25 protein-coding genes are annotated in these 20,595 nt (G+C 61.6%); 18 read left to right on the forward strand and 7 right to left on the reverse strand.

Translation table 11 applies throughout. The features are described from left to right. Positions 1-6: 6 nt before the first annotated feature. The 4 genes from GTQ41_RS25900 to pilG all read right to left on the reverse strand — a co-directional run bounded on the left by GTQ41_RS25900 (position 7) and on the right by pilG (position 3,596). Positions 7-2,061 (reverse strand): methyl-accepting chemotaxis protein, encoded by a 2,055-nt coding sequence (locus tag GTQ41_RS25900; protein ID WP_047297130.1) that lies wholly within the window; start codon positions 2,059-2,061, stop codon positions 7-9. Positions 2,062-2,215: 154 nt separating this feature from the next. Then, positions 2,216-2,755 (reverse strand): chemotaxis protein CheW, encoded by a 540-nt coding sequence (locus tag GTQ41_RS25905; protein ID WP_047297131.1) that lies wholly within the window; start codon positions 2,753-2,755, stop codon positions 2,216-2,218. Between the two features lie 10 nt (positions 2,756-2,765). Continuing rightward, positions 2,766-3,131: a twitching motility response regulator PilH gene (gene pilH, locus GTQ41_RS25910; protein ID WP_047297146.1), complete on the reverse strand. Its 366-nt coding sequence runs from the start codon at positions 3,129-3,131 to the stop codon at positions 2,766-2,768. 60 nt (positions 3,132-3,191) lie between these two features. Continuing rightward, a complete protein-coding gene (gene pilG / locus GTQ41_RS25915; protein WP_041063509.1) occupies positions 3,192-3,596 on the reverse strand; it encodes a twitching motility response regulator PilG in 405 nt (134 codons plus the stop codon). Between the two features lie 225 nt (positions 3,597-3,821). Here pilG and gshB point away from each other — a divergent pair, with 225 nt between their 5' ends. The 7 genes from gshB (at position 3,822) to GTQ41_RS25950 (ending at position 9,933) form a co-directional block, all read left to right on the forward strand. Further along, positions 3,822-4,793 carry a glutathione synthase gene (gene gshB, locus GTQ41_RS25920; protein ID WP_041063511.1) on the forward strand — a complete coding sequence of 324 codons (972 nt, stop codon included), beginning with the start codon at positions 3,822-3,824 and terminating at the stop codon, positions 4,791-4,793. A gap of 107 nt (positions 4,794-4,900) precedes the next feature. Then, entirely contained in the window at positions 4,901-5,800 is a 900-nt protein-coding gene (locus GTQ41_RS25925) for an energy transducer TonB (RefSeq protein ID WP_007964106.1), read from the forward strand. Between the two features lie 235 nt (positions 5,801-6,035). Continuing rightward, positions 6,036-6,608 carry a YqgE/AlgH family protein gene (locus tag GTQ41_RS25930; protein ID WP_011336368.1) on the forward strand — a complete coding sequence of 191 codons (573 nt, stop codon included), beginning with the start codon at positions 6,036-6,038 and terminating at the stop codon, positions 6,606-6,608. Continuing rightward, complete coding sequence (ruvX, locus tag GTQ41_RS25935) at positions 6,608-7,045, forward strand: Holliday junction resolvase RuvX (protein WP_003229101.1); 438 nt, start codon at positions 6,608-6,610, stop codon at positions 7,043-7,045. Before GTQ41_RS25930 ends, ruvX begins: the two co-directional genes overlap by 1 nt. 80 nt (positions 7,046-7,125) lie before the next feature. Next, positions 7,126-7,632: a bifunctional pyr operon transcriptional regulator/uracil phosphoribosyltransferase PyrR gene (pyrR, locus tag GTQ41_RS25940; protein ID WP_047297132.1), complete on the forward strand. Its 507-nt coding sequence runs from the start codon at positions 7,126-7,128 to the stop codon at positions 7,630-7,632. Positions 7,633-7,660: 28 nt separating this feature from the next. Continuing rightward, a complete protein-coding gene (locus GTQ41_RS25945; protein ID WP_041063517.1) occupies positions 7,661-8,665 on the forward strand; it encodes an aspartate carbamoyltransferase catalytic subunit in 1,005 nt (334 codons plus the stop codon). Then, a complete protein-coding gene (locus GTQ41_RS25950) occupies positions 8,662-9,933 on the forward strand; it encodes a dihydroorotase (protein ID WP_047297133.1) in 1,272 nt (423 codons plus the stop codon). Before GTQ41_RS25945 ends, GTQ41_RS25950 begins: the two co-directional genes overlap by 4 nt. A gap of 153 nt (positions 9,934-10,086) precedes the next feature. Here GTQ41_RS25950 and GTQ41_RS25955 read toward each other — a convergent pair whose 3' ends face one another. Then, positions 10,087-10,518, reverse strand: a complete 432-nt coding sequence (locus GTQ41_RS25955; RefSeq protein ID WP_007964113.1) for a TM2 domain-containing protein — start codon at positions 10,516-10,518, stop codon at positions 10,087-10,089. 248 nt (positions 10,519-10,766) lie between these two features. Here GTQ41_RS25955 and GTQ41_RS25960 point away from each other — a divergent pair, with 248 nt between their 5' ends. Then, the gene (locus GTQ41_RS25960; RefSeq protein ID WP_047297134.1) at positions 10,767-11,393 is read left to right on the forward strand and encodes a C40 family peptidase; all 627 of its coding nucleotides are present in this window, start codon (positions 10,767-10,769) and stop codon (positions 11,391-11,393) included. 121 nt (positions 11,394-11,514) lie between these two features. Here the strand turns inward: GTQ41_RS25960 and GTQ41_RS25965 are convergent, their stop codons facing one another. Further along, entirely contained in the window at positions 11,515-12,549 is a 1,035-nt protein-coding gene (locus tag GTQ41_RS25965; protein WP_041063525.1) for a type IV pilus twitching motility protein PilT, read from the reverse strand. Positions 12,550-12,605: 56 nt separating this feature from the next. Here GTQ41_RS25965 and GTQ41_RS25970 point away from each other — a divergent pair, with 56 nt between their 5' ends. The 10 genes from GTQ41_RS25970 (at position 12,606) to GTQ41_RS26015 (ending at position 19,631) form a co-directional block, all read left to right on the forward strand. Continuing rightward, the gene (locus tag GTQ41_RS25970; protein WP_047297135.1) at positions 12,606-13,292 is read left to right on the forward strand and encodes a YggS family pyridoxal phosphate-dependent enzyme; all 687 of its coding nucleotides are present in this window, start codon (positions 12,606-12,608) and stop codon (positions 13,290-13,292) included. A 28-nt stretch (positions 13,293-13,320) separates the two neighbouring features. After that, a complete protein-coding gene (gene proC, locus GTQ41_RS25975; protein WP_047297136.1) occupies positions 13,321-14,139 on the forward strand; it encodes a pyrroline-5-carboxylate reductase in 819 nt (272 codons plus the stop codon). A gap of 10 nt (positions 14,140-14,149) precedes the next feature. After that, positions 14,150-14,740: a YggT family protein gene (locus GTQ41_RS25980; protein ID WP_047297137.1), complete on the forward strand. Its 591-nt coding sequence runs from the start codon at positions 14,150-14,152 to the stop codon at positions 14,738-14,740. Further along, positions 14,737-15,030 carry a DUF167 domain-containing protein gene (locus GTQ41_RS25985; protein WP_047297138.1) on the forward strand — a complete coding sequence of 98 codons (294 nt, stop codon included), beginning with the start codon at positions 14,737-14,739 and terminating at the stop codon, positions 15,028-15,030. Before GTQ41_RS25980 ends, GTQ41_RS25985 begins: the two co-directional genes overlap by 4 nt. Before the next feature lie 231 nt (positions 15,031-15,261). Next, positions 15,262-16,401 carry a homoserine O-acetyltransferase gene (locus GTQ41_RS25990; RefSeq protein WP_047297139.1) on the forward strand — a complete coding sequence of 380 codons (1,140 nt, stop codon included), beginning with the start codon at positions 15,262-15,264 and terminating at the stop codon, positions 16,399-16,401. A 7-nt stretch (positions 16,402-16,408) separates the two neighbouring features. Then, positions 16,409-17,029, forward strand: coding sequence for a methionine biosynthesis protein MetW (metW, locus tag GTQ41_RS25995; RefSeq protein WP_047297140.1), 621 nt, complete (start codon positions 16,409-16,411; stop codon positions 17,027-17,029). A gap of 26 nt (positions 17,030-17,055) precedes the next feature. Continuing rightward, positions 17,056-17,490 carry a DUF4426 domain-containing protein gene (locus GTQ41_RS26000; protein ID WP_047297141.1) on the forward strand — a complete coding sequence of 145 codons (435 nt, stop codon included), beginning with the start codon at positions 17,056-17,058 and terminating at the stop codon, positions 17,488-17,490. Then, a complete protein-coding gene (rdgB, locus tag GTQ41_RS26005) occupies positions 17,487-18,083 on the forward strand; it encodes an RdgB/HAM1 family non-canonical purine NTP pyrophosphatase (protein WP_041063545.1) in 597 nt (198 codons plus the stop codon). The genes GTQ41_RS26000 and rdgB overlap by 4 nt, the downstream gene beginning before the upstream one ends. After that, positions 18,080-19,285, forward strand: a complete 1,206-nt coding sequence (gene hemW, locus GTQ41_RS26010) for a radical SAM family heme chaperone HemW (RefSeq protein WP_047297142.1) — start codon at positions 18,080-18,082, stop codon at positions 19,283-19,285. The genes rdgB and hemW overlap by 4 nt, the downstream gene beginning before the upstream one ends. 22 nt (positions 19,286-19,307) lie before the next feature. Then, a complete protein-coding gene (locus GTQ41_RS26015) occupies positions 19,308-19,631 on the forward strand; it encodes a DUF3392 domain-containing protein (RefSeq protein WP_003229134.1) in 324 nt (107 codons plus the stop codon). A 236-nt stretch (positions 19,632-19,867) separates the two neighbouring features. Here the strand turns inward: GTQ41_RS26015 and trmB are convergent, their stop codons facing one another. Beyond that, positions 19,868-20,593 carry a tRNA (guanosine(46)-N7)-methyltransferase TrmB gene (trmB, locus tag GTQ41_RS26020; protein WP_047297147.1) on the reverse strand — a complete coding sequence of 242 codons (726 nt, stop codon included), beginning with the start codon at positions 20,591-20,593 and terminating at the stop codon, positions 19,868-19,870. Between the last annotated feature and the right edge of the window lie 2 nt (positions 20,594-20,595).

A 20,595-nucleotide genomic window follows, 5' to 3' on the forward strand; every position in this document is an offset into this window, starting at 1 on the left:
CTCCACTCACGCCTTGTCCGTCGCGGACGCCGACGGCAAGGTGAAACCGGATACCGAACGGCGCAGCTGACTGGCCATCTTCGCCAGGTTGCCGATGCTCTCGGCGGTGGCGGTCGAGCCAGACGAAGTCTGCGAGGTGATCTGCTGGATCACGTTCATCGTCAGCGAGATTTGCCCGGCCGACGAGGTCTGCTGCTGCGCCGCGTTGGAGATGCTCTGGATCAGCGCGGCAAGGGTCTTCGATACCCCTTCGATTTCTTCCAGCGCCACCCCGGCATCCTGCGCCAGTCGCGCGCCGCGCACCACTTCGGTGGTGGTCTGCTCCATGGAAATCACCGCTTCGTTGGTGTCGGTCTGAATCGCCCGCACCAGGGTTTCGATCTGCCGGGTGGCGGCGGACGAGCGCTCGGCCAGTCGCTGCACTTCGTCGGCAACCACGGCAAACCCGCGTCCGGCATCCCCCGCCATCGACGCCTGAATCGCCGCGTTGAGCGCGAGGATGTTGGTCTGGTCGGCGATGTCGTCGATCAAGCTGACGATGTCACCGATTTCCTGCGACGACTCGCCGAGGCGCTTGATGCGTTTGGCGGTGTCCTGAATCTGTTCGCGGATGTTGTCCATGCCGTGGATAGTGTTGTGCACCACCTCGTTGCCCTTGTTGGCGATTTCCACGGAACGCTCGGCCACCGCCGAGGATTCAGCGGCGTTGGCCGACACCTGATCGATCGACTGGGCCATGTCGCTGATCGCCGTCGAGGCTTCGGAAATCTGCTGCGCCTGATGTTCCGAGGCCTGGGCCAAGTGCATGGCAGTGGCCTGGGTTTCCTGCACGGCGGCAGCCACTTGGCCGGCGGTGAGGTTGATGGTGGCGACCAGATCGCGCAGTTGGTCGACCGAGTAGTTGATCGAATCGGCGATGGTCCCGGTGAAGTCTTCGGTCACCGAGGCGGTCACCGTCAGGTCACCGTCGGCGAGGTCTTCGATCTCGTCGAGCAGGCGCATGATCGCGTTCTGGTTACGCTCGTTCTTCTCGGCGGTCTCGCGCAACTGGCGGTTGGTTTCGCGGACCATGACCATGCCGATCAGGATGATCGAGGCCAGTGCCAGCAAGCCCAGGACGTAGCCGCCAATGGTGTCGGTGCTGCGCCCGCCGGCAAGGTTTTCGAAACCGCTGGCGAGGTGCGAAGCCTCATCGAGCAGGGTCTGCGACAGGCTGAAGATGTTGCTCGCCGATTCACGGACCTTGAACAGCTCCGGCGAGGTTTCGAGGATTTCGTCCACGGAGCCGGAGACGAACTGGAACAGCTCGGAAATTTCACTCAGGCGCGCACGGGCATCGCGGTCTTCGACCTGGCTGATTTTCAGGGTCGGGTTGCCCTGCAGCATGCCGTTGAGCACCTGGCCGAAACGGGTGGCATCGCGGCCAAAAGCGTCGGCGGCCTGCTGCGAGTTTTCGTCGCCAGCGAGCACGGTGTTGACCGCGCCGAGGATGCGTTCGGCCAGCAGCGATTGGCGCTGGGCCATCGCCACTTGCGCCGCCGGGGCGCCGCGTTGCAGGAGGATTTCGACGACTTTTTCGTATTCGATCTGCAACTGCGGCACGGTTTCGGCCAGGGTCGCGGCGACCTGATGCAGCGAGAGCACGGTCTGTTCGCTAGAGAGAATCGCGTCGGTGTTTTTCAGCAGGCGTTCCCAATCCAGCTGCACCGCGCGCATTTCCGGGCGCACGGTGGCAGGCGCGGGTGGCAGGCCGGTGGCCGGGTCGCCCTTCTTCAGGTAACCCCAGCGCTGGGCAAAATCGTTGCGCGCATCGCTCAGCAGCTTGAACGCGGCGGCCTTGCCGGCGGCGGCCTCGGTGGCGTTCTTGGCGATGCGTTGCGACAGCACCCGCAGCTCACCGGCGTGGCCGATGTACTGCTTGTCGTAGTTGGCCTGGGTGTTGAGGTAGGCGAAGTTGGCGAACAGCAGCATGATGAACACGATCAGTGCGATGAACAGCACGATGATCTGCGAACGACTGCGCGACCCTTCTGCCGACTTGCCTGTTTTTGCTTTTGTCATCGGTCCTCGCCTATTCCCGCGCCATTTAAAGCTCACCGAAAACCCTGTGGGAGCGGGCTTGCCCGCGATGAGGCCGGCACATCCGACATCTATGGCGACTGATCTGACGCCATCGCGGGCAAGCCCGCTCCCACAGGTTTGGGTGGTGTTTCGACTAAATCGCGACGCTCATGAACACCGGCGACCTGGCCAGCGCAAACAGGCTGAACACCCGCCAGTTCTGCTCGCGCCGGAAATAGCCTTTGACGAACTCGGCCTTGGAACCCTGGCGCTTGCTGATCGAGATCGGTTCGAAGCTGTCCTGCTCGAAGTGCTGCAAACCGAACACCTCATCCACCAGCAGCCCGGCGAACACGTCGTTGTGCTCCACCACCAACACCCGCCGCTGTTTGCGCAGCGGTGACAGCTCGTGGCCGAAGAAGCCGCACAGGTCCATGATCGGCAGCAAGCGCCCACGCAGGTTAGCCACCCCTTTGACCCATGGCTTGACCCCGGGCAATTGAGTGCAGCGCGGTTCGTGCAGCACTTCGCTGACTTCACCCATCGGCGTGACGTACCAGTGCTCGCCGAGGCGAAAACCGATGCCGCTCCAGCGGTCCTGGCGGCCGGGTTGCGACGGCAGGTCCGCCGCCAGCAGGCGGCAGCGCTGGTCGATCTGCCACAGCAGTTCGAACGCGGTCAGCGATTCGCTCATGGTCGCGCGATCAACCGGCCAGCACGTTGTTCAGAGTCTTGATCAGCATGTCTTCTTCGACCGGTTTGGTCAGGTAATCCCTGGCGCCCTGGCGGGTGCCCCAGACCTTATCGGTTTCCTGATCCTTGGTGGTGATGATGATCACCGGGATATGGCTGGTCTCGGCATCCTTGGTCAACTGGCGGGTGGCCTGAAAACCGTTGAGGCCGGGCATGACGATGTCCATCAACACCGCGTCGGGTTTTTCCTGACGGGCCAGGGCCACGCCGTCGGCGCCGTTTTCGGCCTTGAGCACTTCATGGCCGTGCTTTTCCAGCATGCCGGTGAGTTTGTACATTTCAGTCGGCGAATCATCGACGATCAGGATACGTGCCATGGTCTTCCCCATTTTTCTTGTCGACTCCCGGCCCGCTGGCCGAGCGTCACTGTACGTGTCTTACTGCGGCAAAACGGCGGCAAAGCCCGGAACGTGGGCCTGAATCGCGTCGAGCAGTTCTTCCTTGCTGAAAGGCTTGGTCAAAAATTGATCAGAACCGACAATGCGCCCCTTGGCCTTGTCGAACAGTCCGTCACGCGACGACAGCATGATCACTGGCGTGGCCTTGAACGCACTGTTGTTCTTGATTAAAGCGCAGGTCTGATAACCATCCAGACGCGGCATCATGATGTCGACAAAAATGATCCCGGGGTGATTGTCGGCGATCTTGGCCAACGCGTCGAAGCCGTCGATGGCCGTGATGACCTCGCAGCCCACATTCTTCAACAGCGTTTCGGCGGTGCGACGAATCGTTTTCGAGTCGTCGATCACCATGACCTTCAAGGCGCTGGACTGCTGTTCCATAAGGGGGCTCTACCGTCGCCTTTGCGAATCAAATTGTCCGTTTTGCGATGAGTAATGGCTGGAAACCCTTGATGTTCAAGGGCCAGCACGCTATGCCAGCCTTTTTAGCACAGTCTCCAGATGCAATCTATCGACGGGTTTTTCCTTGACCGAAAACCCTGCCAGCGCCACTCTGGCGGCACTTTTTCAATACCGATCCGGTAGCCAATTTTCGAGGAAAACCCAATGAGCGTTCGCGTCGGGATTGTCATGGACCCTATCGCCAGCATTTCCTATAAAAAGGATAGCTCGCTGGCCATGCTGCTGGCCGCGCAGAAACGTGGCTGGGAACTGTTCTACATGGAGCAGCGCGACCTGTATCAGGCCGAAGGTCAGGCCCGGGCGCGCATGAAGCCGCTGAAAGTCTTCGCCAACCCGGAAAAATGGTTCGAACTGGACGCCGAGCAGGACAACCTGCTGAGCGACCTGGACGTGATCCTGATGCGCAAGGATCCGCCGTTCGACATGGAGTTCGTCTACTCCACCTACCTGCTGGAACAGGCCGAAACCGCCGGCGTGCTGGTGGTCAACAAACCGCAGAGCCTGCGCGACTGCAACGAAAAGCTGTTCGCCACGCTGTTCCCGCAGTGCACGCCGCCGACCATCGTCAGCCGTCGTCCGGACGTGCTGCGTGAGTTCGCCGACCACCATGGCGACGTCATCCTCAAGCCGCTGGACGGCATGGGCGGTTCGTCGATCTTCCGTCATACCGCCGGTCACCCGAACCTGTCGGTGATCCTTGAAACCCTGACGCTGCACGGCAAGCAGCAGATCATGATTCAGGGCTACCTGCCGGCCATCGTCGACGGCGACAAACGCATCCTGATGATCGACGGCGAGCCGGTGGATTACTGCCTGGCGCGAATTCCGGCTCAAGGCGAAACCCGTGGCAACCTCGCGGCCGGTGGTCGTGGCGAAGCGCGGCCGCTGACCGACAAGGATCGCTGGATCGCCGCGCAAGTCGGCCCGACCCTGCGTGAGAAAGGCCTGCTGTTCGTCGGTCTGGATGTGATCGGTGAACACCTGACGGAAATCAACGTCACCAGCCCGACCTGCATCCGCGAAATCGACAACGCGTTCGGCACCGACATCGGCGGCATGCTGATGGACGCGATCGACAAGAAACTGCAAGCCGCCGGCAAAAAGCCACAAGCTTGATGCACGTCACATGCAGTCTGTCGCTTGAAGCGTGAAGCCCAAGGCGTGAAACCAACATTGCGTTATCATGCGCAGCCTCTGAAAAACGCGATGTTGGTTTTCTTGTCATGACCCTCCCGTCCGATCTGCCCGCAGAACTCGCCCATCGTGGCGTGCGCCCGGCCGATCGCCTCGGCTTTACCCTGTTTCTGGCGGCGCTGATTCATTTGGCGCTGCTGCTCGGCGTGGGCTTCACCATGGTCGAGCCCAAGCAGATCAGTAAAACCCTGGAAATCACCCTCGCTACCTTCAAGAGCGAAACCAAGCCGAAAAAGGCGGATTTTCTCGCTCAGGAAAACCAGGAAGGCAGCGGCACCCTCGACAAGAAGGCGATTCCCAAGACCACCGAGGTCGCGCCGTTCCAGGATAACCAGGTCAAGAAGGTCACCCCGCCACCGGCCGCCAAGCCGGAAGTGCGCGAAGCAGCGCCCAAGGCTGCGGTGACCACCGTGGCGCCGAAACAGCAAAAGGCGCCGACCAAGAAAGAAGAAACCAAAACCGAAACCAAGCCTGCGGTCAACGCGCCGACGTTCGACAGCTCGCAGCTGTCCAGCGACATCGCCAGCCTCGAAGCCGAACTGGCCAACGAACAACAGCTATACGCCAAGCGCCCGCGCATTCACCGTTTGAGCGCGGCCTCGACCATGCGCGACAAGGGCGCCTGGTACAAGGACGACTGGCGCAAGAAGGTCGAGCGCATCGGCAACCTCAATTACCCGGAAGAAGCCCGGCGCAAGCAGATTTACGGCAACCTGCGCCTGATGGTTTCGATCAACCGCGACGGCTCGCTGTATGAAGTGCTGGTGCTGGAGTCCTCCGGCCAGCCGCTGCTGGATCAGGCGGCGCAGCGCATCGTCCGGCTGGCGGCACCGTTCGCGCCGTTTACCGGCGATCTGTCGGATATCGACCGACTGGAAATCATCCGCACCTGGAAATTCGCCCGGGGCGACAAGCTTTCCAGTAACTGACCGCCGGCATACAGTTTTTTTGTGGTGAGGGGATTTATCCCCGATCGGCTGCGAAGCAGTCGCAAAACCAGCACACTCGGTATGTCAGGCATATCACGTCAATGGATTGAGGGCCGCTTCGCACCCCATCGGGGATAAATCCCCTCACCACAAAGGTTCAACTTCAACAATGGATCTGCGTTGTTCTCTGATCCTCAGCTTGTCAGTTCGCCCCTTGAACGCCACACTATCGCTCATGAAAAACGTCAGCCCCAGCTACCTCAAGCATCACTTCCTGATCGCCATGCCGCACATGGCCGACCCGAACTTTGCCCACACCTTGACCTACATCGTCGAGCACACGGCCAATGGCGCCATGGGGCTGGTGGTCAATCGACCGCAAGAGCTGAATCTGGCTGACATCCTCGAGCAATTGCGCCCGGACATCGATCCGCCAGCGCTGTGCCAGCACGTGCCGATTTTCATCGGCGGCCCGGTGCAGACTGATCGCGGTTTCGTCCTGCACCCGGCCGGCAAGACCTTTCAGGCCACCGTTGAGCTCGAAGGTGATCTGGCGCTGTCCACTTCGCAGGACGTGCTGTTCGCCATCGCCGACGGCGTGGGCCCGGCGAAAAGCGTGATCACCCTCGGCTACGCCGGTTGGGAAGCCGGGCAACTGGAGGCTGAACTGGCCGACAACGCCTGGCTGACCTGCCCGTACGACGCCGACATCCTGTTCAACACCAGCAGCGAGCTGCGTCTGGAAGCGGCGGCACGGCACCTGGGGATCAACCTCAGCCTGCTGACCAGCCAGGCGGGGCACGCCTGATGGCCCTGCGCCTGATTCTCGGCTTCGACTACGGCACCAAACAGATCGGCGTTGCGGTCGGCCAGGTGATTACCGGCCAGGCCCGCGAACTGTGCACCCTGAAAGCGCAGAACGGCGTGCCCGACTGGAATCAGGTTGAAGCGCTGTTCAAGGAATGGAAACCCGACGCCGTGGTGGTCGGCCTGCCGCTGAACATGGACGGCACGCCCAGCGAGATGTGCCTGCGCGCGGAGAAATTCGCCCGCCGCCTCAATGGCCGCTTCAATGTGCCCTTCTATACCCATGACGAACGCCTGACCACCTTTGAAGCCAAGGGTGAGCGACTGGTGCGTGGCGGGCAGAAAGGCAGTTACCGCGACAACCCGGTGGACGCCATCGCCGCCGCTCTGCTGCTGCAGGGCTGGCTCGATGAAAACACTGCATTGTTTGAATCCTGACAAGCGCTTCGGCGCTTTTCTTTTGAGCTACGACCCGAGCCGCGTCCAAGGACCCGGCTCGGCCCCAAGAAGGAGCAACCATGAGCCTGCCCAATCCCGCCGATCTGATCAGCCAGATGGCGACCCGCCTCAAGGCGCACCTGGCCCAGCGTGATATCCGCGAGCCGCGTTACATCGGCATCCGCACCGGTGGTATCTGGGTCGCGCAGGCCCTGCTCAAGGAACTGGGCAGTGACGCGCCGCTGGGCACGCTGGATGTTTCCTTCTACCGCGACGACTTCAGCCAGAACGGCCTGCACCCGCAAGTGCGTCCGTCGGCCCTGCCCTTCGAGATCGAAGGCCAGCATCTGGTGCTGATCGACGACGTATTGATGAGTGGCCGGACCATCCGCGCCGCCATGAACGAACTGTTCGACTACGGCCGCCCGGCCAGCGTGACCCTGGTCTGCCTGCTCGACCTGGACGCCGGCGAGCTGCCGATCCGCCCGAACGTGGTCGGCGCGACGCTGTCGCTGTCCGCCAACGAGCGCGTGAAGCTGTCCGGCCCGGAACCGCTGACGCTCGAACTGCAAGACCTGAATTCCTAACCCGCCCTTATTGAGAGTCCCCCTCGCGATGACGCCTCTAGATACCAAGCGCCCGCTGCAGCTCAATGATCAGGGCCAGCTGCGCCACTTCCTCTCGCTCGACGGCCTGCGCCGCGAGTTGCTGACGGAAATCCTCGACACTGCCGACTCGTTTCTCGAAGTCGGTGCCCGGGCGGTGAAGAAGGTCCCGTTGCTGCGCGGCAAGACCGTGTGCAACGTGTTCTTCGAAAACTCCACCCGCACCCGCACCACCTTCGAACTGGCGGCCCAGCGGCTGTCGGCGGACGTGATCACCCTGAACGTGTCGACTTCGTCGGCCAGCAAAGGTGAAACCCTGCTCGACACCCTGCGCAACCTCGAAGCGATGGCCGCCGACATGTTCGTCGTGCGCCACGGTGATTCCGGCGCCGCGCATTTCATCGCCGAGCATGTCTGCCCGCAGGTGGCGATCATCAACGGCGGCGACGGCCGTCATGCGCACCCGACCCAGGGCATGCTCGACATGCTCACCATCCGTCGGCACAAGGGCGGTTTCGAAAACCTCTCGGTGGCGATTGTCGGCGACATCCTGCACTCGCGGGTCGCGCGCTCGAACATGCTGGCCCTGAAGACCCTGGGCTGCCCTGACATCCGCGTGATCGCGCCGAAGACCCTGCTGCCGATCGGCATCGAGCAGTACGGCGTCAAGGTCTACACCGACATGAACGAAGGCCTGAAGGACGTCGACGTGGTGATCATGCTGCGCCTGCAGCGCGAGCGCATGAGCGGCGGCCTGCTGCCGAGTGAAGGCGAGTTCTACCGCCTGTTCGGCCTGACCACCGCGCGTCTGGCCGGGGCCAAACCCGATTGCATCGTCATGCACCCGGGGCCGATCAACCGTGGCGTGGAAATCGAGTCCGCGGTGGCCGACGGCCCGCACTCGGTGATCCTCAATCAAGTCACCTACGGCATCGCCATCCGCATGGCCGTGCTGTCCATGGCCATGAGCGGGCAAACAGCGCAACGTCAATTCGAGCAGGAGAACGCCCAGTGAAGCTCAGCATTCTCGGCGCCCGCGTCATCGATCCAAGCAGCGGCCTGGATCAAATCACCGATATCCACGTTGAAGCCTGCAAGATCGTCGCCTTCGGCGCCGCACCCGCCGGTTTCACTGCCGTTGAAACCATCGACGCTCAAGGCCTCGTTGCCGCGCCCGGGCTGGTCGATCTGAACGTCGCCCTGCGCGAACCGGGCTACAGCCGCAAAGGCAGCATCGCCAGCGAAACCCGCGCCGCGGCGGCTGGCGGCGTGACCAGCCTGTGCTGCCCGCCGAAGACCAAACCGGTGCTCGACACTTCGGCGGTGGCCGAACTGATCCTCGACCGCGCCCGCGAAGCCGGCAACACCAAGGTGTTTCCGATTGGCGCGCTGAGCAAAGGCCTGGACGGCGAACAGCTGGCAGAGCTGGTGGCGCTACGCGACGCCGGGTGTGTGGCGTTCGGCAACGGTCTGGAGAGTTTCCGCAACACCCGCACCCTGTGCCGGGCGCTGGACTACGCGGCCACTTTCGACCTGACGGTGATCTTCAATTCGCAGGATCACGATCTGGCCGATGGCGGTCTGGCCCATGAAGGCGCGGTCGCCAGTTTCCTTGGCTTGCCGGGCATTCCGGAAACCGCGGAAACCGTGGCCCTCGCTCGCGATCTGCTGCTGGTCGAGCAGACCGGCGTGCGCGCGCACTTCAGCCAACTGACCAGCGCGCGCGGCGTGGCCCTGATCGCTCAGGCGCAGGCCCGTGGTTTGAAGGTTACGGCGGATGTCGCCCTGTATCAGCTGATCCTTACCGATGAAGCGCTGATCGACTTCAGCAGCCTGTATCACGTGCAACCGCCGCTGCGCACCCGTGCCGACCGCGACGGCCTGCGCGAGGCAGTGAAATCCGGCGTGGTGTCGGCGATCTCCAGCCATCACCAGCCGCACGAACGCGACGCCAAACTGGCGCCGTTCGGCGCCACCGAGCCGGGCATCAGCAGCGTTGAATTGCTGCTGCCGCTGGCGATGACGCTGGTTGAGGATGGTCTGCTGGACCTGCCGACCCTGCTGGCGCGCCTGAGCACTGGGCCTGCGGACGCGCTGCGTTTGCCGGCGGGCAAACTGGAAGTCGGTGGTGCGGCGGATATCGTGCTGTTCGACCCGAAAGCCTCCACCGTGGCCGGCGAAGGCTGGCTGTCGAAGGGCGAGAACTGCCCGTTCCTCGGGCACAGCCTGCCGGGTGTGGTGCGTTACACCTTGGTCGATGGGCGGATCAGCCACCAGGCGTAACCGGCTGCTGAGGGACATTGTGGCGAGGGGATTTATCCCCGATGGGCTGCGCAGCAGCCCTCGATCTACAACCGCGGTGATTTCAGTTCCTCCGCGGTTGAATGTTTTAGGGCCGCTACGCGCCCCATCGGGGATAAATCCCCTCGCCACAGGTTACTGAAAGGCGCCGCGATTCTGCGCGTTGCGCACCGACACCTGATCATTCAGGGTCCAGAAGTCATACAGCACACCAATAAAGAACAACCCGCCGGTCAGCAGATACAGCAACCCGCTGATCCACTTGCCCTGGTACATCCGGTGCACGCCGAACACGCCCAGGAACGTCAGCAGAATCCACGCCACGTTGTATTCGATCGGCCCTGCGGTGAAACGCAGATCCGCCTCGCGATCCATCGCCGGGATCAGGAACACGTCGATCAGCCAGCCAATGCCCAGCAGACCGAAGGTGAAGAACCAGATCGTCCCGGTCACCGGCTTGCCGTAATAGAAGCGGTGAGCGCCGGTGAAACCAAAAATCCACAGCAGATAACCGATGATTTTGCTGTGCGTATCCTGCGGTGCAGCGACCTGCTGATAGCGGTTCATGAAGACCTCGATTCACTCGATAGATAAATTTTCTTTAATTCTTTGTGACTTTTTTACAGGGAGCCGACGTACGGCAAATGTTACTGTGTCGTCCGTCAAAGCCTTATACCACCGGACTTCTGTCGGACAATCGCGTCCATTTGCCGCTTGTTTGGTTCCGTTGCCTCCCGATTGAATCGACCAACGGCCTCGGAAGGGACAAAAAAGCTGTTATAAAGTTGCGCGCTACCACCTAAGAGCCACGCCTAATGCGACCATTTTTCAAGACATGGCTAACTATTTGCCTATTAATGCCACTGGCCGCCCACGCCACCAATCGTGAGCAACGTCTTCCCAACGTTAACGGTTTCACCCCTAAATCCCATGCTTCGGCTCCTTCGAGCAAGAGCAGCAAACAAACGAAACACACCACACTTGCCAGCAAGAGTCACGGCAAGCTGGTGCCACCGATGGCCAACAAGGAAAGCAGCAACGTCCTGAGCCGTGCGGTGAACGTCCTCGGTACTCCCTACCGTTGGGGCGGCAGCAGCCCAAGTAAAGGCTTCGACTGCAGCGGTCTGGTGAAATATGCGTTCAACGACGCCACGTTCGACCTGCCACGCACCTCCAACGCGATGGCCAGCGGGCATGGCGAGAAAGTCGAACGCAAGGATCTGAAGCCGGGCGACCTGATTTTCTTCAACATCAAGAGCCGCCGGGTCAACCACGTTGCCATCTACCTGGGCAACGACCGCTTCATCCACGCACCACGCCGTGGCAAAGCGGTCAGCATCGATACGCTGAACAAGCCGTACTGGGAACAGCATTACGTGGTTGCCAAGCGTGTGCTGCCGAAAGACCCGGGCGGCAAGCAGATGCGCGTGGTTCAGCGCTGAAACACGATCAACTGTGGCGAGGGAGCTTGCTCCCGCCGGGCTGCGCAGCAGCCCCAAAATCTTGTGAGCGCTACGCGCTCAAGCGGGAGCAAGCTCCCTCGCCACAGGTGCATTCCAGCCTTTAAAAATTATCCGGCGTACGCGCCTTTTCCCGCGCATGCTCGCGGCTGATCAAGCCCTTGGTCACCAGCTCCTTCAGGCACATGTCGAGTGTCTGCATCCCCAGCGACCCACCGGTCTGAATCGCCGAATACATCTGCGCCACTTTGTCCTCGCGGATCAGATTCCGGATCGCCGACGTTCCCAGCATGATTTCGTGCGCCGCCACCCGCCCGCCACCAATCTTCTTGATCAGCGTCTGCGACACCACGGCCAGCAGCGACTCGGACAACATCGAACGCACCATGGACTTCTCGTCGCCCGGGAACACATCGACAACCCGGTCGATGGTCTTGGCGGCTGAAGTGGTGTGCAGCGTGCCGAACACCAGATGCCCGGTCTCGGCGGCAGTCAGTGCGAGGCGGATGGTTTCCAGGTCGCGCATCTCGCCCACCAGAATCACGTCCGGGTCTTCGCGCAGCGCCGAACGCAACGCCGTGGCAAAGCTGCGGGTATCGCGGTGGACTTCGCGCTGATTGATCAGGCATTTGCGCGATTCGTGGACGAACTCGATGGGGTCTTCGATGGTGAGAATGTGATGATGGCGATGGGTGTTGAGGTAGTCGATCATCGCCGCCAGCGTGGTGGATTTGCCGGAACCGGTCGGCCCGGTCACCAGCACCAGCCCGCGTGGCGCATCGGTGATCTTGCGAAACACATCGCCCATGGCGAGGTCTTCCATGCTCAGCACTTTCGACGGAATGGTGCGGAACACCGCGCCGGCGCCACGATTCTGGTTGAACGCATTGACCCTAAAACGCGCGACGCCGGGAACCTCGAACGAGAAATCCGTTTCCAGGTGTTTCTCGAAGTCGACGCGCTGGGTGTCGTTCATGATGTCGTAGATCAATTCGTGCACTTGCTTGTGATCTAGCGCCGGCAGATTGATCCGCCGCACATCGCCATCAACGCGGATCATCGGCGGCAGGCCGGCCGACAGGTGCAGGTCGGAAGCGCCCTGTTTGGCGCTAAACGCCAGCAGTTCAGTGATATCCATAGCGTCCCTCAATTCCAGTAGAATGCCGCGAACCTTCAGACCGCCGGCGCCTCTTGATGTCCACGATAGCAGACAACATCCAACTGGTTAGTTCGCGCATCCAGGCTGCCACCGCAGCGGCCGGGCGCAGTGAAAACAGCGTGCAGTTGCTGGCGGTCAGCAAAACCAAACTCGCGCAGGACCTGCGTGAAGCTTACGCCGCCGGCCTGCGTGACTTTGGCGAGAACTATCTGCAGGAAGCCTTGGGCAAACAGCTCGAACTGGCCGACCTGCCCTTGATCTGGCACTTCATCGGCCCCATTCAATCGAACAAGACTCGCGCTATCGCCGAGCATTTCGACTGGGTGCACTCCGTGGATCGCCTGAAAATTGCCCAACGCCTGTCCGAACAGCGCCCGGCCGAGCTGCCGCCGCTGAACATCTGCATTCAGGTCAACGTCAGCGGTGAAGCCAGCAAGTCCGGCTGCACCCCGGCCGACCTGCCGGCGCTGGCCGAGGCCATCAGCACCCTGCCCCGGCTGAAATTGCGCGGGCTGATGGCGATTCCCGAGCCGACCGAAGATCGCGCCGAACAAGACGCCGCTTTTGCTGCCGTGCAACGTTTGCAGGCCAGCCTGAATCTGCCGCTCGACACACTTTCCATGGGCATGAGCCACGACCTCGAGTCGGCCATCGCCCAAGGCGCCACCTGGGTGCGGATCGGTACCGCCCTGTTTGGGGCCAGAGATTACGGTCAGCAATGACCGACAGCCATCTGAAAAAGGACCTGACATGAGCAACACACGTATTGCCTTTATCGGTGCCGGCAACATGGCCGCCAGTCTGATCGGCGGCCTGCGCGCCAAGGGTCTGCAAGCCAGCCACATCCGCGCCAGCGATCCGGGTGAAGAAACCCGCCAACGCGTCAGCGCCGAACACGGCATCGAAACCTTCGCCGACAACGCGCAAGCCATCGACGGTGTCGATGTGATCGTGCTGGCGGTCAAGCCACAGGCGATGAAAGCCGTGTGCGAAGCCATCCGTCCAAGCCTGAAACCGCATCAACTGGTGGTATCGATCGCCGCCGGCATCACCTGCGCGAGCATGACTGCGTGGCTCGGCGAGCAGCCGATCGTGCGTTGCATGCCGAACACCCCGGCGCTGCTGCGTCAGGGCGTCAGCGGTTTGTACGCCACCAGCGAAGTGACTGCCGAACAGCGTCAGCAGGCTGAAGAGCTGCTGTCCGCCGTGGGCATCGCGCTGTGGCTGGACGAAGAGCAGCAACTCGATGCCGTGACCGCCGTCTCCGGCTCCGGCCCGGCGTACTTCTTCCTGCTGATCGAAGCGATGACCGCCGCCGGCGTCAAACTCGGCCTGCCCAAGGAAATCGCCGAGCAACTGACCCTGCAAACGGCGCTGGGCGCCGCGCACATGGCGGTATCCAGCGATGTCGACGCCGCCGAACTGCGCCGCCGCGTGACCTCGCCAAATGGCACCACAGAGGCTGCAATCAAATCATTCCAGGCTGATGGCTTCGAAGCCCTGGTGGAAAAAGCACTCGGCGCCGCCGCGCACCGCTCGGCCGAAATGGCCGAACAACTGGGCAAATAAGGAGCCTTACATGATTGGATTGAACACCGCAGCGGTTTACGTGCTGCAAACCCTCGGCAGCCTGTACCTGCTGATTGTGCTGCTGCGCTTCGTCCTGCAACTGGTGCGGGCGAATTTCTACAACCCGCTGTGCCAGTTCGTGGTCAAGGCCACCCAGCCGCTGCTCAAGCCACTGCGCCGGATCATCCCGAGCCTGTTCGGCCTGGATATGTCATCGCTGGTGCTGGCAATTCTGGTGCAACTGGCCCTGATGGCCCTGACCCTGCTGCTGACCTACGGCACCACCGGCAACCCGCTGCAGCTGTTCATCTGGTCGATCATCGGCGTGACCGCGCTGTTCCTGAAGATCTTCTTCTTCGCCCTGATCATCAGCGTGATCCTGTCGTGGGTCGCCCCAGGCAGCCACAACCCGGGCGCTGAACTGGTCAACCAGATCTGCGAGCCGGCGCTGGCACCGTTCCGCCGTATCCTGCCGAACCTCGGCGGTCTCGACCTGTCGCCGATCTTCGCCTTCCTCGCGCTGAAGCTGATCGACATGCTGGTGATCAACAATCTGGCGGCGATGACGATGATGCCGGAAATCCTGCGCCTGCTGATGTGAGCTGGTTTCGCTGGGACGGGGACGATTTGATTCTCGAATGTCATCTGCAACCGGCAGCCCGCAGCGATGATTTCGCCGGGCTGCACGGTGACCGCCTGAAGATCCGCCTCACCGCGCCGCCGGTCGAGGGTAAGGCCAATGCGTATCTGATGGGCTTTCTGGCCAAGGCTTTCGGGGTGTCCAAGAGCCAGGTCAGTTTGCTCAGTGGCGAGCTGAACCGGCAGAAACGGGTGAAGATCCGTGCGCCGAAGAAGCTGCCGGCATTGCCTGATCTGACGCGTCCAGCCTGATCCACTGTGGTGAGGGGATTTATCCCCGATGGGTCGCGAAGCGGCCCACTGGTTGTTGCCCACCCCATTCCTTCGGCACGGCCAAAGATTACAGGGTCGCTACGCAGCCCATCGGGGATAAATCCCCTCACCACAAGGACTTCGCTCAATCAACGATCAGGCCCCATCGTTGCTTGCCGCTAACCCCCCCGGTCTTTAGACTTACGCCTCATTTCAACGAGAGCAGGGTCGATGCCAGCTGCCTTTCCCCCCGATTCTGTTGGTCTGGTGACGCCGCAAACGGCGCACTTCAGTGAACCTCTGGCTTTGGCCTGCGGCCGTTCGCTGCCCGCCTACGACCTGATCTACGAAACCTACGGCACGCTGAACGCGCAGGCGAGCAACGCCGTGCTGATCTGCCACGCCTTGTCCGGGCATCATCATGCCGCCGGCTATCACAGCGTCGACGACCGCAAGCCCGGTTGGTGGGACAGCTGCATCGGCCCGGGCAAACCGATCGACACCAATAAGTTTTTCGTGGTCAGCCTGAACAATCTGGGCGGCTGCAACGGCTCCACCGGCCCGAGCAGTATCAATCCGGAAACCGGCAAGCCATTCGGCGCCGACTTCCCGGTGCTCACCGTGGAAGACTGGGTGCACAGCCAGGCGCGTCTGGCCGACCGGCTCGGCATTCGTCAGTTCGCCGCCGTGATCGGTGGCAGCCTCGGCGGCATGCAGGCCTTGCAGTGGACCATCACCTACCCGGATCGTGTGCGCCACTGCCTGGCCATCGCCTCGGCGCCCAAGCTGTCGGCGCAGAACATCGCCTTCAACGAAGTCGCGCGACAGGCGATCCTCACCGACCCGGAATTCCACGGTGGTTCGTTCCAGGAACACGGCGTGATCCCCAAGCGCGGGCTGATGCTGGCGCGCATGGTCGGGCACATCACCTACCTGTCCGACGACTCGATGGGCGAAAAATTCGGTCGCGGCCTGAAGAGCGAAAAACTCAACTACGACTTCCACAGCGTCGAGTTCCAGGTCGAAAGCTATCTGCGCTATCAGGGTGAAGAATTCTCCGGGCGTTTCGATGCCAACACCTATTTGTTGATGACCAAGGCGCTGGACTACTTCGATCCGGCGGCGAACTTCGACGATAACCTGGCGAAAACTTTCGAAAACGCCACAGCCAAGTTCTGCGTGATGTCATTCACCACCGACTGGCGCTTCTCCCCGGCCCGCTCGCGGGAACTGGTGGACGCGCTGATGGCGGCACGCAAAGACGTGAGCTATCTGGAAATCGATGCGCCACAGGGCCACGACGCCTTCCTGATTCCGATCCCGCGCTATCTGCAGGCGTTCGGCAATTACATGAACCGAATTACGGTGTGAACAAGCCATGAGAGCTGATCTGGAAATCATCCAGGAATGGATCCCCGCCGGCAGCCGCGTGCTCGACCTCGGCTGCGGCGATGGCGAACTGCTGACCTGGCTGCGCGACAACAAGAACGTCACCGGTTATGGCCTGGAAAACGACGCCGACAACATCGCCGAGTGCGTGGCCAAGGGCATCAACGTCATCGAGCAGGATCTGGACAAAGGGCTCGGCAACTTCGCCAGCAACAGTTTCGACATCGTCGTCATGACCCAGGCCCTGCAAGCCGTGCATTACCCGGACAAGATCCTCGACGAAATGCTGCGGGTCGGTCGTCAGTGCATCATCACCTTCCCCAACTTCGGTCACTGGCGCTGCCGCTGGTACCTGGCAAGCAAGGGCCGGATGCCGGTGTCTGAGTTTCTGCCGTATACCTGGTACAACACGCCGAACATTCACTTCTGCACCTTCGAAGACTTTGAAGAACTTTGCCGCGAACGTGATGCGAAGGTCATTGATCGGCTTGCCGTGGATCAACAGCACCGCCACGGGTGGGCCAGTAAGCTATGGCCTAATCTGTTAGGTGAGATTGGTATCTACCGCGTCAGCAGCCCGGTGCTCGCAGATCATCGGATCGCGGTCTGAACCACGATATTTCGAGGAGAACGATCATGGGTCGCTTGATTACTGTGCTATTGGCCGCCTGCCTGAGTCTGTCGGCGGTGGCCGCCGATGCCATCAAGGGCGAACGCAAGGAAGTGTTCGGTGACATTACCGTGCACTACAACACCTTCAACTCGACCTTCCTGACACCCGACATCGCCAAGGCAGCCGAGCTGATCCGCAGCAAGAACCAGGGCGTGATCAACGTCTCGGTGATCAAGGACGGCAAACCGCTGATCGCCAACGTCACTGGCACGGTCAAAGACCTGACCAGCCAGAGCGTGCCGCTGAACTTCCGCCAGGTCACCGAACAAGGCGCGATCTACTACATCGCGCAGTACCCGGTGGAGCAGCAGGAAACCCGCACCTTTGAAATCAAGGTGCAGAACGGCGACAAGATCAACACCATCAACTTCAACCAAGAACTCTTTCCCGGCGAATGATGAACCTCACGCAACTCGTACTGGCCAGCCATAACGCCGGCAAACTCAAGGAACTCCAGGCCATGCTCGGCGACTCGGTGCAACTGCGCTCGATCGGCGAATGGAGCAAGGTCGAACCGGAAGAAACCGGTCTGTCGTTCGTCGAGAACGCGATCCTCAAGGCGCGCAATGCCGCGCGCATCTCCGGGCTGCCGGCACTGGCTGATGACTCGGGTCTGGCGGTGGATTTCCTCGGCGGCGCGCCAGGCATCTACTCGGCGCGTTATGCCGATGGCAAAGGCGATGCAGCGAACAACGCCAAACTGCTCGACGCGCTTAAAGACGTGCCACAAGCCGAGCGCGGTGCGCAGTTCGTCTGCGTGCTGGCACTGGTGCGGCATGCCGATGATCCGCTGCCGATCCTCTGCGAAGGCCTGTGGCACGGACGCATCCTGACCGCCGCCAGCGGCGAGCACGGTTTTGGCTACGACCCGCTGTTCTGGGTGCCGGAACGTGACGTGTCCAGCGCCGAACTGAGCCCGGCCGACAAGAACCAGATCAGCCACCGCGCCCGTGCAATGGATCTGCTGCGCCAGCGTCTGGGTTTGAAATGACCGACAGCCACCCCGCGTCGTCGCTGATCATCGGCGGCGCCGCCTCTTCGCCTCGGGCGCCGCTGCCGACGCTGCCGCCTCTGGCGCTGTACATCCACATTCCGTGGTGTGTGCGCAAATGCCCGTATTGCGACTTCAACTCGCACACCGCCAGCCCGGTACTGCCGGAAGAGGAATACGTCGACGCGTTGCTGGCTGACCTCGATCAGGACCTGCACGCGGTGTATGGCCGTGAAATCAGTTCGATCTTCTTCGGGGGGGGCACGCCGAGCCTGTTCAGCGCCGAAGCCCTCGGACGGTTGCTCAAAGGCGTCGAGCGGCGCATTCCGTTTGCGCCCGACATCGAGATCACCCTGGAAGCCAATCCCGGCACCTTCGAGCAAGAGAAATTTGTCGCGTATCGCAAGCTGGGGATCAATCGCCTGTCGATCGGCATCCAGAGCTTCCAGCAGCAGAAACTCGAGGCCCTCGGCCGTATCCACAACGGCGACGAAGCGGTGCGCGCGGCGGGCATGGCACGCCAGGCCGGGTTCGACAACTTCAACCTCGACCTGATGCACGGCCTGCCCGATCAGTCGCTGGACGATGCCTTGAGCGACCTGCGCCAGGCCATCGAACTGAAACCGACGCACATCTCCTGGTATCAGCTGACACTGGAGCCGAACACGGTGTTCTGGAACCAGCCGCCGGTGCTGCCGGAAGACGACACGCTATGGGACATTCAGGAGGCCGGGCAAGCGCTGCTGGCCGCACACGGTTACGCGCAGTACGAGGTCTCGGCCTATGCCCAGCCCGGGCGTCCGGCGCGGCATAACCTCAATTACTGGAGTTTCGGCGACTTCATCGGCATCGGCGCCGGCGCCCACGGCAAGCTCAGCCATCCGGACGGGCGCATCGTGCGCACCTGGAAGACGCGTTTGCCGAAGGACTATCTCAATCCGGCAAAAAACTTCCAGGCTGGCGAAAAAGCGCTGACCAACGACGAGATGCCGTTCGAATTTCTGATGAACGCTTTGCGCCTGACCTCGGGCGTCGAATCGCGCCTGTATCCGGAGCGTACCGGCCTGCCGCTGGAAAGCCTCGCAGAAGGCCGGGCCGCGGCAGAACAAAGTGGCCTGTTGCAGGTCGAACCGTCACGTCTGGCGGCCACCGAGCGCGGACAGTTGTTCCTCAACGACTTGCTGCAACAATTTCTGAACTGACTTCAGTCCCAAGGGAAAACGCATGGATTTGATACTCGACCTGCTCGCCACCGTATCCCGCTGGAGCCGCAGCAACCTCTCGGAAATCGCCCTGGCGCTGGTGGGCTGCCTGCTGGTGCTGTTCGGCGCCGACTTCAAAGGCTGGGTCGAACAACGCCTGGGCAGCATCGCCGGCGCCCTGCGCGTACCATTGATGGCCCTGCTGTGCGTGATCGGCAGCGGCGCCGCACTGATCTACGCCACACCGTGGGTGGTCAAGGGCCTGAGCCAGTTCAACAACTACAGCCTGGCGCCGGTGTTGTTGGTGGTGCTGGTGTTGATAGGCGTAGTCGCCGACCGCCGCTGATCTTTCAGTACCCCCAAAACAACTGTAGGAGCTGCGGCACGCTGCGATCTTTTGATCTTCAAATCAAGATCAAAAGATCGCAGCGTGCCGCAGCTCCTACACCGCTTGCACCGTGAACCTAAAACAAATGTGGGAGCGAGCCTGCTCGCGAAGACGTCTTAACATTCAACCTCATCGTTGAATATCAGACCGCTTTCGCGAGCAAGCTCGCTCCCACAGTTTTTATTGCGTGATGCTCAGGAGATTTTCTCGAACTTCAGATCCCACACGCCATGCCCAAGACGTTCGCCGCGGCGTTCGAACTTGGTGATCGGGCGTTCGGCCGGGCGCGGTACGCATTTGCCGTCTTCGGCGAGGTTGCGGTAGCCCGGGGCGACGTTCATCACTTCCAGCATGTACTCGGCGTACGGTTCCCAGTCGGTGGCCATGTGCAGGATGCCGCCGACTTTCAGCTTGCTGCGCACCAGTTCGGCGAAGGACGCCTGAACGATGCGACGCTTGTGATGACGGCTCTTGTGCCATGGATCCGGGAAGAACAGCATCAGTCGATCGAGGCTGTTGTCGGCGATGCAGCGGTTGAGCACTTCGATCGCGTCGCAATCGTAGACGCGCAGGTTGGTCAGGCCCTGAGTCAGCACGCCATTGAGCAGCGCGCCAACACCCGGACGGTGCACTTCCACACCGATAAAGTCCTGATCCGGTGCCGCTGCGGCCATTTCCAGCAACGAGTGGCCCATGCCGAAACCGATCTCCAGCGAGCGCGGCGCCGAACGGCCGAACACCTGATCGTAATCCACCGGCGCGTCGGCCAGCGGCAGCACGTACAGCGGCGCACCCTGGTCCAGACCGCGCTGCTGGCCTTCGGTCATGCGCCCGGCGCGCATCACGAAGCTCTTGATGCGGCGGTGTTGGCGCTCGTCGCCCTCTTCCGTCTGGATAGGCGTGTCGTTCGATTCAGTCATCA

This window comes from Pseudomonas sp. AN-B15 (genome assembly GCF_019056475.1).
GTDB lineage: Bacteria > Pseudomonadota > Gammaproteobacteria > Pseudomonadales > Pseudomonadaceae > Aquipseudomonas > Aquipseudomonas parakoreensis.

Coding starts and splice junctions, on each gene's coding strand:
- GTQ41_RS25900 (WP_047297130.1), bottom strand. CDS start 2,061: ATGACAAAAGCAAAAACAGGCAAGTCGGCAGAAGGGTCGCGCAGTCGT.
- GTQ41_RS25905 (WP_047297131.1), bottom strand. CDS start 2,755: ATGAGCGAATCGCTGACCGCGTTCGAACTGCTGTGGCAGATCGACCAG.
- pilH (WP_047297146.1), bottom strand. CDS start 3,131: ATGGCACGTATCCTGATCGTCGATGATTCGCCGACTGAAATGTACAAA.
- pilG (WP_041063509.1), bottom strand. CDS start 3,596: ATGGAACAGCAGTCCAGCGCCTTGAAGGTCATGGTGATCGACGACTCG.
- gshB (WP_041063511.1), top strand. CDS start 3,822: ATGAGCGTTCGCGTCGGGATTGTCATGGACCCTATCGCCAGCATTTCC.
- GTQ41_RS25925 (WP_007964106.1), top strand. CDS start 4,901: ATGACCCTCCCGTCCGATCTGCCCGCAGAACTCGCCCATCGTGGCGTG.
- GTQ41_RS25930 (WP_011336368.1), top strand. CDS start 6,036: ATGAAAAACGTCAGCCCCAGCTACCTCAAGCATCACTTCCTGATCGCC.
- ruvX (WP_003229101.1), top strand. CDS start 6,608: ATGGCCCTGCGCCTGATTCTCGGCTTCGACTACGGCACCAAACAGATC.
- pyrR (WP_047297132.1), top strand. CDS start 7,126: ATGAGCCTGCCCAATCCCGCCGATCTGATCAGCCAGATGGCGACCCGC.
- GTQ41_RS25945 (WP_041063517.1), top strand. CDS start 7,661: ATGACGCCTCTAGATACCAAGCGCCCGCTGCAGCTCAATGATCAGGGC.
- GTQ41_RS25955 (WP_007964113.1), bottom strand. CDS start 10,518: ATGAACCGCTATCAGCAGGTCGCTGCACCGCAGGATACGCACAGCAAA.
- GTQ41_RS25960 (WP_047297134.1), top strand. CDS start 10,767: ATGCGACCATTTTTCAAGACATGGCTAACTATTTGCCTATTAATGCCA.
- GTQ41_RS25965 (WP_041063525.1), bottom strand. CDS start 12,549: ATGGATATCACTGAACTGCTGGCGTTTAGCGCCAAACAGGGCGCTTCC.
- GTQ41_RS25970 (WP_047297135.1), top strand. CDS start 12,606: ATGTCCACGATAGCAGACAACATCCAACTGGTTAGTTCGCGCATCCAG.
- proC (WP_047297136.1), top strand. CDS start 13,321: ATGAGCAACACACGTATTGCCTTTATCGGTGCCGGCAACATGGCCGCC.
- GTQ41_RS25980 (WP_047297137.1), top strand. CDS start 14,150: ATGATTGGATTGAACACCGCAGCGGTTTACGTGCTGCAAACCCTCGGC.
- GTQ41_RS25990 (WP_047297139.1), top strand. CDS start 15,262: ATGCCAGCTGCCTTTCCCCCCGATTCTGTTGGTCTGGTGACGCCGCAA.
- metW (WP_047297140.1), top strand. CDS start 16,409: ATGAGAGCTGATCTGGAAATCATCCAGGAATGGATCCCCGCCGGCAGC.
- GTQ41_RS26000 (WP_047297141.1), top strand. CDS start 17,056: ATGGGTCGCTTGATTACTGTGCTATTGGCCGCCTGCCTGAGTCTGTCG.
- rdgB (WP_041063545.1), top strand. CDS start 17,487: ATGATGAACCTCACGCAACTCGTACTGGCCAGCCATAACGCCGGCAAA.
- hemW (WP_047297142.1), top strand. CDS start 18,080: ATGACCGACAGCCACCCCGCGTCGTCGCTGATCATCGGCGGCGCCGCC.
- GTQ41_RS26015 (WP_003229134.1), top strand. CDS start 19,308: ATGGATTTGATACTCGACCTGCTCGCCACCGTATCCCGCTGGAGCCGC.
- trmB (WP_047297147.1), bottom strand. CDS start 20,593: ATGACTGAATCGAACGACACGCCTATCCAGACGGAAGAGGGCGACGAG.